The 10,262-nt window shown below is 37.4% G+C and carries 12 protein-coding genes and 1 tRNA gene; 4 read left to right on the top strand and 9 right to left on the bottom strand.

Translation table 11 applies throughout. The features are described from left to right. Positions 1–147: 147 nt before the first annotated feature. On the bottom strand, positions 148–1,776 hold the full coding sequence (locus MM239_RS13700; protein WP_241348814.1) for a transcriptional regulator: 1,629 nt from the start codon (positions 1,774–1,776) through the stop codon (positions 148–150). Between the two features lie 159 nt (positions 1,777–1,935). On the opposite strand from MM239_RS13700, the gene MM239_RS13695 reads away from it, so the two are divergent. The 3 genes from MM239_RS13695 (at position 1,936) to MM239_RS13685 (ending at position 4,739) form a co-directional block, all read left to right on the top strand. After that, entirely contained in the window at positions 1,936–3,606 is a 1,671-nt protein-coding gene (locus MM239_RS13695; RefSeq protein ID WP_241348813.1) for a helix-hairpin-helix domain-containing protein, read from the top strand. 53 nt (positions 3,607–3,659) lie between these two features. Next, positions 3,660–3,947: a hypothetical protein gene (locus tag MM239_RS13690; protein WP_241348812.1), complete on the top strand. Its 288-nt coding sequence runs from the start codon at positions 3,660–3,662 to the stop codon at positions 3,945–3,947. A gap of 183 nt (positions 3,948–4,130) precedes the next feature. Next, positions 4,131–4,739 (top strand): YiiX/YebB-like N1pC/P60 family cysteine hydrolase, encoded by a 609-nt coding sequence (locus MM239_RS13685; protein ID WP_241348811.1) that lies wholly within the window; start codon positions 4,131–4,133, stop codon positions 4,737–4,739. A 65-nt stretch (positions 4,740–4,804) separates the two neighbouring features. Here MM239_RS13685 and MM239_RS13680 read toward each other — a convergent pair whose 3' ends face one another. Beyond that, positions 4,805–5,458 carry a GDSL-type esterase/lipase family protein gene (locus tag MM239_RS13680; protein WP_241348810.1) on the bottom strand — a complete coding sequence of 218 codons (654 nt, stop codon included), beginning with the start codon at positions 5,456–5,458 and terminating at the stop codon, positions 4,805–4,807. A 297-nt stretch (positions 5,459–5,755) separates the two neighbouring features. Between MM239_RS13680 and MM239_RS13675 the strand changes: the two genes are divergently transcribed. Further along, a tRNA-Asn gene (locus MM239_RS13675) sits at positions 5,756–5,829 on the top strand. A gap of 113 nt (positions 5,830–5,942) precedes the next feature. Here the strand turns inward: MM239_RS13675 and MM239_RS13670 are convergent. From MM239_RS13670 to MM239_RS13640, 7 genes are all read right to left on the bottom strand, one after another. Beyond that, a complete protein-coding gene (locus MM239_RS13670) occupies positions 5,943–6,134 on the bottom strand; it encodes a hypothetical protein (RefSeq protein WP_241348809.1) in 192 nt (63 codons plus the stop codon). Next, positions 6,124–6,375, bottom strand: coding sequence for a hypothetical protein (locus tag MM239_RS13665; RefSeq protein WP_241348808.1), 252 nt, complete (start codon positions 6,373–6,375; stop codon positions 6,124–6,126). Before MM239_RS13665 ends, MM239_RS13670 begins: the two co-directional genes overlap by 11 nt. Before the next feature lie 147 nt (positions 6,376–6,522). Beyond that, positions 6,523–6,699, bottom strand: coding sequence for a hypothetical protein (locus MM239_RS13660; protein WP_241348807.1), 177 nt, complete (start codon positions 6,697–6,699; stop codon positions 6,523–6,525). A gap of 293 nt (positions 6,700–6,992) precedes the next feature. Continuing rightward, on the bottom strand, positions 6,993–7,175 hold the full coding sequence (locus tag MM239_RS13655; RefSeq protein ID WP_241348806.1) for a hypothetical protein: 183 nt from the start codon (positions 7,173–7,175) through the stop codon (positions 6,993–6,995). Positions 7,176–7,419: 244 nt separating this feature from the next. Continuing rightward, positions 7,420–7,884, bottom strand: coding sequence for a GNAT family N-acetyltransferase (locus tag MM239_RS13650; RefSeq protein WP_241348805.1), 465 nt, complete (start codon positions 7,882–7,884; stop codon positions 7,420–7,422). Next, positions 7,881–8,324, bottom strand: a complete 444-nt coding sequence (locus MM239_RS13645) for a DinB family protein (RefSeq protein WP_241348804.1) — start codon at positions 8,322–8,324, stop codon at positions 7,881–7,883. Before MM239_RS13645 ends, MM239_RS13650 begins: the two co-directional genes overlap by 4 nt. Positions 8,325–8,663: 339 nt before the next feature. Continuing rightward, the gene (locus MM239_RS13640; protein WP_241348803.1) at positions 8,664–10,262 is read right to left on the bottom strand and encodes a RagB/SusD family nutrient uptake outer membrane protein; all 1,599 of its coding nucleotides are present in this window, start codon (positions 10,260–10,262) and stop codon (positions 8,664–8,666) included.

The raw sequence follows: 10,262 nt of genomic DNA, 5'->3' as shown, positions 1-10,262 counted from the left end.
TAACTGAAAACAACGTCAACCCGTTCTCTTAGAGGGCGTAAAGCAAGGAACCGCCGTATACCGAACGGTACGTACGGTGGTGTGGGAGGTCGAAACGGGAATTAATCCCGTTTCTCCTACCCGATTTTATGAGTCTGGCTTTCGAGCTTAATCATCTTCCTCAAACTCAAATAAATCACCATTCACTTCGATTTTTGTGATAAAAAATACATCTCTAACATTTTGTTTCCCTTGTGCATCTTGATACTTAACGGATTGCTTGCCAGAGAGTAAATAAAAATTATCATACCACCATTGCAACATCAAGCTGTTTTCATTTGTATCTCTTATTCTTTCATTTTCATTCACCAGTTCTATGTCAAACAGCTCATTTTCAAATAATTTTTCTCCATTGACCATGTAGGTGAGGGAAAGTTGTTTACCATCTAAGAACATATAGTGAAGTTTATTGTCTATGTAACTGATCTCCCCAAACTTACTTGGGTTTGGCGTTAATTTATTGGTAAGTCTGATGGCATTTTCCCAGATGATTTCTCCATCAAAAGAAACATGAAACAGGTGTGCAGCTTGAAATTTGTACTCTCCCTCTCTCATGTTGTTAAAATTAGCTCCTCCAGGCATGCCTCTGTAGCCCATATAAGGGTCAAAGAACATGTTGTTGAAATATGGGTTATAGGGATTGTACCTGTAGAGACTATTGGCATACATGCCGTCTCTTGGTGCATAGCGCGGGTTATTCGCCGTAAATAAGTCTGAATATATCAAATACCCATCTGTTAGTGTAATGACTTCTCGAGTAGAGAGAACGGGTCTTATAGCTGGGACAACACCTTTTTTTAGACTTTTCTCAAGACTTTTCTTTCTTCTCTCTTTAGTTTTTTCAGGCAAGTAATTGTAAAAATTCTCAAGATTCTCAAGTGTAAAATAGCTATTGTCAAGCTCTCCGAACTCATTGATTTCTGTCAAGTAGATACCTTGATATGCCTCTTGTCTCTTCTTTCCATAAGTGCCTATCAATGATTGTTGGTATGAATTCATAGGCGTCAGGATCCCTTCTATGATTTCTATTTTGGGGTCTTTGAGTCCATCTATATTCACTTCACGGATTTTGTTTCCTTCAAGATCAAATGTCAATATAAGCACCTGTTTGGTCTTGAATTGGTCTCTTTTACTGATCAAGACATCTATGACACCTAACTCCTCATCTCGTCTCAATTGCAAAATTTTTGAATTTTTTGAATAAATTCCAGGTGCTGTGATGACATTGGAAGTTTCCAAATCAAACAATTGGATGACGGGTAAAGATTCTGAATCACCCATGAAAATTAACTTATCATCCATTACAAAAAACTCTTTTAAACTCATGTCTAAAACATTTTTTATAGAGATTTCAGTGTTTTTCGGACTATTGATGTCTATCTTCAGGATGTAACGGTCTTCACTTATGTTGGAATTTCCTTTTTGGAATAAGGCATAGATGTACCCCTTATGCCAGTCGTAACCGATCAGTTCATATCCTGATTTGACTGGCGTTTTACTGATTTCTTTAGGATTAAGATCATTGTCAATTCCTACTAATTCAAAGTAAGTTTGGCTACTCAATCCCTTTTCTTTATTAGACCTAAAAGCAATAAGTCCTTCTGGAGTGAACATCGTCATAAAATCATTCTCAGCATACTTCACCTCAAGTTCAACTCGGTCGGTGAATTTGACCTGTGCCATTGACTCTGCGTGTAGCAAGATCAAGATAACACCAAGTATAATATTTCTCTTCATAGTTGATTTTACTTTTGGAGATCGCAATTCGAACATTCATGCTTAAGATACTGCTTAAGATTTTATTTTGAAACAATTAATACGGACATTTGTCAATATCTACAACAAACCAATTTAGAAACCTTGGATCAGAAAGAAATAGTTAGAAAACTTAAGCTCATGATCAAGCTCATGGAGCTTCACGATGAAAACAGTTTCAAAATCCGAAGCTACCAGACAGCTGTCAATATTTTGGAGAGAGGGGAGGATATAAATGTAATAGGAAAATCAATAGCTGAATTACAGCAGATTTCAGGTATTGGGAAGAGTATCGCCGAGGTGATTTTTGCATTAGAAAATGAAGGGAGTCACACAAGCTTAGGTGAATTACTCGAAAAAACACCAACTGGGATTCTAGAGGTATTAGAAGTCAAAGGCCTAGGTCCCAAGAAGGTCAAAATACTTTGGCAAGAAATGGGTATTACTTCTACTCATGAGCTATTGGAAGCTTGTCAGTCTGGACAAGTGGCCAAGGCTAAGGGCTTTGGGGAAAAAACCCAAGAGAGTATCATCCAAGCATTAGCGTTCAAAGCTTCCAATTCTGGGAAATGGCTATATGCTGATGTAGAAGATCAAGTGCTGGATTTGGTAAATACCATCAAGAGACTTGAAGGCGTTGGCCAAATTGACTTTGTTGGTGAATTTGCAAGGAAAATGGAGATTGTGGAAGTGATAGAACTTTTGATAGCGGCTGAAGATCGAGTTTTAGTGATTAAGAGCTTGGAAGCTATAGAGGCTATAAATCGGGATGTTAAAAGGAGTAGTCCATATAAGTGGAGGGGCAGTTTTTCATCCATTGATCTCCAATTAGTTATTCATTTCACTCAGAAGAAAGACTTTATAAATGAAAAGTTGCTTCGAATAGGAAGTAAAGCTCATTTGATTTATCCTGCAAAAGAAAATCAAACTCTAGCAAGCATACTCTCAAAGGAGAAATATGATTCAGAAGAGGCAGCTTACCAAGCATTAGGCTTGCCGCGGATTCCTGAGGAGTTGAGAGAAGGTTTTTTTGAATTCGAATGGGCAAGTGAAGGAGGGGAAAAACTCTTGGAAGAGGATGATTTGAAAGGGATTTTACACAATCATTCTACTTACAGTGATGGTAAACACACGCTGAGGCAAATGGCTGAGCATTGTAAATCTTTAGGATACGAATATTTGGGCATTTCTGATCATAGTAGAACAGCTAGCTATGCAGGAGGTCTGGATATAGAAAAAGTCCAAAAGCAACAGCGTGAGATAGATGAACTCAACAAAGAATTGGCTCCATTTAAGATTTTTAAAGGTATCGAAAGTGATATTCTAACAGATGGTAGCTTAGACTATCCTGAGGATGTATTAGCAAGTTTTGATTTTATAGTTTCTTCTATCCACTCAGCCTTGTCTATGGATCGCAAGCGTGCTACTGCGAGATTACTCAAAGCCATCGAAAATCCTTATACTACGATACTAGGTCATCCTACTGGCAGACTTTTGCTCCGCAGAGAAGGCTACCCAGTAGACCACAAAGTGATCATAGATGCATGTGCAACCCATAATGTAGCCATCGAGATCAATGCAAATCCATGGAGGCTTGACCTGGATTGGAGATGGGTTCATTATGCCCTCAAGCAAGGGGTTAAGTTGTCAGTCAATCCTGATGCTCATGCCATGGAAGGTTATGCAGATATGAGGTATGGTGTGCTTGTGGGTAGAAAGGGAGGGCTTACCTCAGCCATGACGCTCAATGCCATGAACCTACAAGAAATCGAGCAATACTTTGAAAAGCAAAAGGCTAAAAGTAAAAAGTAATAGCTTGGTCTAGTAAGTTTTTACAAAAATGATCTTAAGGAAAAAGAAAATATATGAATTGGATGGAAAAAGATGAGGATTTGCTTTTGCAGCGCTCATTTATATTTGGAATTACTGGGATAGTTTTATGCTTATTGGCTTTAGGGAACACGCAGTATCATCTTATTGATGCACCTATGGGGTTACTCAATGGTGTTGGCATTGCTTTGCAGTTTTTTGGATTAAGCATTGCTGTTTTGGTACTTAGGAAAAGGAAAATCACAGAAGCAGTCAAGGATAAATCAAAGAAAATGATCCTCATTCTAGGAGTATCTTTACTGTTTTTCTTTTTGGTTATCTAGCTGTTAATGAATCTTTGCCCAGTTATTGAAGTTTGTAAAGCAGCTGTTTTGATGGCTACCTAAAATCCGCAAAAGAACGTTGTAATCGATTGATTTATAATGCCGATAGTTTTAGGGTCTAATAGATTGAAGGGAAATATTTATATGGTAAGCTCGTTTTCAAGGTTTTTCATCTTTTTATCTTTGGCTTTTGTAGCCTGTAAGTCATCATTTGAATTTCAGGAAGGAGATATATTGTTTCAAGATGGTGATTGTGGAGATTTCTGTGATGCCATTAGAAAGGTGACGCATGGGTTTGATGGGAATAGTTTTTCTCATAATGGAATACTGACAAAAGAAGGAGAAGATTGGTATGTTTTGGAAGCAGTCGGAAGGGGTGTGGTGCTTACAACAATTGATGATTTTATGAGCAAGCACCTTGATGAGCATGGGAAGCCAAAAGTAATGGTAGGAAGGCTAAAGGATTCATATCAACATTTGATCCCAAAAGCCATAGCTGAGGGTAAAAAGCATCTTGGCAAGCCTTACGATAGTGTATTTGATTTTGAAAATGATGCTTTTTATTGCTCGGAATTGATACATTTTTCATTCAAGGCAGCAAATGATCAGGAAGATCTATTTATGCCAGAACCTATGACTTATAAAGATCCAGAGACAGGGGAGGTATTCTCAGTTTGGGTGGACTATTTTGAAAAACTAGGTGTTGCAATTCCAGAAGGTGAGCCCGGACTCAATCCAGGAGGGATGTCCAGGTCACCTGTATTAGAAATGATTAAAGATTTTAGGGAATAGGAATTATCCTTTTGTTCAAGGAAGCTTATGAAGTTAGAATTCTGTAAGACTTTCTTGATGAGTTATTACTCTTTTGTGGCATGGATAGAGATAGTTGAAGCAATGGTTTTTGCCATGATTCCTAACCCTTCTTTGTTGGGATGTACACCGTCAGGAAGTAGCTCAGGAAGCTTGCTGAGTGGAGTGTGTAAGTCGATGATTGTGGATTGAGTAGCTTCAGCTATTTCGAGAAGGAGAGGTTTGATGTCTTCGATCATTACCTTTTCATTGATACCCCAATTGTCTTCTGCTACAGGCACAGGGATGCAAATGTAAACGCGACCATTTTCTGGCATGCTTTCTTTTAAAGTATTGACTAAGTCAATGTAATCACTTTTGAACTCATCTTTAAACTTCCAGTTTTGAGGTTTGGAATCATTGGTGCCCAGTTTGATGATTAAGATTTCAGGAGAAAATGCCTTCACTTCATCAAATTGAGGTTCATTCCAGTAAGGGAAGTCACCATTCTTCAAAAGTGTTCTACCGCTAACACCAAAATTTTTCACCAAATAATCCTTACCTAGGAGTTCTTGAAGTTGTAGTGGATAGCTATCTGGATGGTCTCTGCCAGGGCCTTGTGTGATACTATTGCCTACACAGGCTACTTTTACTTGTTGCTGTGCCAATACACTAAGTGAAGTTAGTAGTAAAAGTGCAAAGAAGGTTATGTGAATTTTCATGGGTTTTATTAAGTTTTTGATTGAGAAAGATAAAGATTTTTTTGTCACATGAGAAAGGAAAATGTTATAAGTATAACACTCAAAACTTGATAAAGAAGGCATATGACGAAGAGACGGAAAATTTAGAGGGGGAAATTTTCCAAAAAATGAAAAAAAATAAGTGGCTGATTCATAGGTGAAAATGGAAAATTGAGTTTTTAAGGTAAATTTTTTTAAGAATAGGGTTTGGAAAAAATCAAACATCCTGTTATGTTTGCATCACGTTAACGGAAAGGGTTAGCGAAAAACATAAAAAATTCCTCCTTAGCTCAGTTGGTTAGAGCACATGACTGTTAATCATGGGGTCCTAGGTTCAAGCCCTAGAGGGGGAGCTAATACAAAAAAGAGGTCAGAAACGACCTCTTTTTTGTTTTTATACCCATTAAAAACCTCGAAGTTTTTTGGTTGTAAGTTTTTTAAAAAAAGTGAAATTTAAGCTGACGAATCAACCTTGACCACGCTTATACGAAATAGTTGGTTGCACATCAAATGGGTCAATCTCCACGATTTCACCATTTCTCACGACAACTAATGGACTATTCTTCGCTTTTTTGAATTCCACTAGCTTGCGATAAGCTTCTTCAAGCCCTTTAACTATTTTGTCTCTTTCCTCTTTTAATTGCTCTTTAGTCTCCATAATATTTTTGTTTTAAACTTTCCCACAATTCTTCGTTATTAATTGTGACGTTGTTAACCCCTCCTTCTGCCACTATTTCATAAGTGTCTCCAGAATTATTTACAAATAACCAGTTATCTACTTTGGGCAGAAATAATCTGAAAAAATTCTCAAGACCGCTTTTATATCTTCTCCTGATAACATCTTCAGGTATATGATGTCCGCCCTCTTTTACTCGCCTTGCTACCCTTGAAACTGCCAAGTCATCGGAATCTAACCAAAAAAACAAACAGGTTACCTGACAATTTAATTCCTTTGCTCTTTCAACAAATTGCACATAACTCCATGTAGAAAGCGTCGCTTCAAAAGCAAAATTTTCCCCTGACTCTTATAACTTTTTGATTCTTTTCTACATAAACCTTTCTGCTTCAATACCAGTTTTTTCTGGTTGGAAAGGAGAGATTCCTTTTACAATTTCATCCGCGTTAACAAATTCTTTACAGTCCAAGATTTCAGGCAAAATTGTATAGGAAGGAGTAGTTTTACCTGCACCATTACAACCTGCTTTAATGTAAAGTTTCTTCATTCAATACAAATATACACTTTACTATCTATCATCATTTTATCCAATCCATTAAGATATTATTAGACCGATTACTTCTTACAATCTTGCTGAGTAAAAGTATTATTTACTAAACTCCTTCATGTCCTCTTTGTAAAACAAAAAATACTCTACTCCGGTTGCAACTATCGTTGATAAGGGGAGCCAATTCAAAAAAGAAGTCAGAAACGACCTCTTTTTTGTTTTTATACCCATTAAAAACCTCGAAGTTTTTTGGTTGTAAGTTTTTTAAAAAAAGTAAAATTTAAGCTGAGGAATCAACCTTGACCACGCTTATACGAAATAGTTGGTTGCACATCAAATGGGTCAATCTCCACGATTTCACCATTTCTCACGACAACCAATGGACTATTCTTCGCTTTTTTGAATTCCACTAGCTTGCGATAAGTTTCTTCAAGCCCTTTAACTATTTTGTATCTTTCCTCTTTTAGTTTGGTCAAAACGCTGGCAAGCGTTGAAGAGGAATTGAGCAAAGGCAAAGACCTCGTTCTTAAAAATCATTTCACAAAGCATAAAGATGACAACCGATTTCCACCTGCATCAAGGCTAAAATCCTTGATTTCATAGAGACCTTTATCAATGACATCTCAGAGGCTGCATAAGGAAAGGAGGGTTCTTTGAATACTCCTGCATAAGTCCTCAATCCTTCAAAATTGACTTTGCATATAATCTCAAACCGCTGTATCAGAACAATGCTTTTTCCATTTTGTAATTCATCAACTCTATTCCTTTTCTTTGGATGAAGTTCTCAGAGATAGTAGAAAATCCAACTTTTTGAAAAAATGGAAGCGCAGTTTTACTTACTTCAGCTGTTAGCTTCATGTACCCTAATTCTCTAGCTTTTGATTCGACCAAGTCGTACAAATGCTTGGCGATACCTTGACCTTGATGCAGGTGATGAACAAAAAGAAAATCGATGTGATTGCCCCTAGCTACCGAGCAAAAACCAGTGATTTTTCCAGTTGAAATTGATACTAAGGTGAATTGGTCATTGATTACATCAAGCCATCTTTGATGATTTTCAACACTGGAAGTCCAAGCTTTGATTTGTGAAGAATCATAATCTGCATGGCAAATGTTCTCAATAGTGTTTACAAACAGCTTTCTAATTTCATCCAGATCATGAATGTCTGCTAACCTTGTATTCATCTCTTGTACCAAATAAAATCAGTGCTGATAGGTTCTATTTCGCAAGCTCTTAATTCGGAAGTGATCTGAGCCCTATGGTAGGTTGAGTGATTTATGATGTGGAATAGGATGTATTTCACATTATTGCTAAAAGCTTGTCCATGAGAGTTTTTGTAATCAATAACTCTCAAAAGATCGAATGCTTCTAGTATTTCTTTAGATTGCTCATAGTTCGCTTGATCAAGGTTTTTGAAATCATTAAGATCTTGTATTTGCCAAACTCCAAAAGGTTTTTGCCTTGGGTTGATCCTATTGTTCCAGATCTGATGTGCATTAAGGATATGGCTGAATAGTTCCAAAGCTTTTCCAGATAGCTTGTGGTGCTCTTGATTGAAAATTGCGATCAGTTTTTGATTGGAATGGAAGTTATATTCGAATAACTCCAGGAAGAAGTCTTTCATGGTTTTTTGATTTAAGGTGAGGTGCTAAAAAAATGTTCTGAAAGTTAAGGTACAGAAATCATAATTGGATGCTTGAGGCAAATTAAATTATGATAAAATAAAAAAATGCGAATCAACCTTGATTCGCATTTTTCAGCGTATAACTTTTAATGCTTTCCTAAAATCCGCAGACCTTTCAGGTTTTTATTGACTAGCAATCAATTATTATAAATAAGCGAGTGAAGCCTGGGAGTATTGGTGCTATAAATCAATCAATTACAATATTCTCTTACGGTTTTTAGGACTTTATTACATTTTTAAGCTTGTATGTATAGTCACTTGTTTTTGAGTTGAATTACTTTAGTATCCTGGGTTTTGCCCGAACTCGTTTTGTGTTCTATCTATTTGAGTTTGTGGTATTGGTCGAAGCTGGTGGTATTCTCTGATGTTTGGAGCAGCATTTGGATTGTGTTTTCTCACCCTTTCAAGTAGTTTCCCGGTCCTTTTTAAGTCCGTCCATCTGTGTAATTCACCTGCCAGTTCCCTTCCTCTTTCATCCAAGATTTGATCTATATTTAGCTGCTCAGGTGTGATAAGAGGGATGCTAGCACCTGAAAAAGCAGCTCTGGCTCTGACAGCGTTGAAGTACGATGCTGCTTCATTTAGCTTGCCCTGCATCATCAATGCCTCAGCTGCAATAAGGTAGGTTTCTCCTAGTCTCATGTACATATAATCCCTACCATTATTTCTTAGATATGGGTATCTGTGTTTTTGAACAGCAGGGGAGAAAACGTCATTTCTGTCTTTGATACGAATTAACCGATAAGGCAGGGCGGCAACTTGCGCATCAGTTAGTTCTTGCATGATAGGATCATTTGTGAACCATGCTGCAGTATCACCGATGGATTTTCCTGCAGGGATATTTGGCGCATCATTATACTCCCAAACTTCTTTAAACGTCGCTTGGTATCTAGAATCATTTCTGATATTCAGCTCCATTGTTCTGTAATCATTTCCAAATAATTCTGTCAAGGCATAGTCAGTTGGCCAGAAACGGGCTATTCCGACATGATAAGTATCATCACCAATCAACCCAGCGAGCAACCATTGCCTAGGAGAGAAGAATCTTTGTAATTCATTTCCAGGGTTGTTTACTTCTGGATTGTCACCCCACTGTACTGACCAGATAACTTCTGAATGTCTTTGATTAAATGGATCAAAGATGTCTGCATAATTAGCTAACAATTGATATGGCCCTTCTGAAATAACTTCAATAGCCAACGCTGCAGCCTTCTCCCAGTTTTGTATAGTCAGATATACCTTGGCTAAGTGGTTGATAGCTGCATATTTTGTTGGTCTGCCATACTGCACTTGTTGAATAGGTAAGTGTTCTGAAGCGTACGCTAAATCAAGGATAATAGCTTCGTAAATTTCATCAACCGGAGTCCTGAAAGCTTCCAACTCTACACCTCTAGTTTCTTCTAATGTCAAATGAATAGCTCCAAAATGCTGAACAAGCACAAAGTAATAATGTGCTCTTAAGAACCTGGCTTCTGCAATTTTCAAATTCCGTTGATTTTGGTCAATTATAATACTTTCAGCCCTGCTAATTACTGTGTTTGCGTAGTTTATTCCTCTGTAAAAGTGTTCCCATACAAGGACATCACCAGAGGGTTCAAGTCTAGTAGACGCGTTAAGTCCTGGTCCATAACTGTCCCACCATGAATTGTAACTTTGTCCCTCTTGGAATAAATCTGTACCGTACAAATTCATAAGCATTCCTGGTTCTCTTCCATAAAACCATCTCAGGGGCTGATATGCTCCTATTAATGCTTCATCGATACCTTCTGGGGTTGAAAACTGAACATCTGCTACAGTATCAGTAATCATATTTTCTGTTAAATCCACACATGAGTTTAACAAAAGGATTATTACTCCTAAGTATTTGAAATTTTTCAT

Origin of the sequence: Belliella filtrata (assembly GCF_022549775.1) — a bacterium.
Classification (GTDB): domain Bacteria; phylum Bacteroidota; class Bacteroidia; order Cytophagales; family Cyclobacteriaceae; genus Belliella; species Belliella filtrata.
Note: the sequence above shows the minus strand (reverse complement) of the source record. Positions and strands in the feature narration are given on the sequence as shown.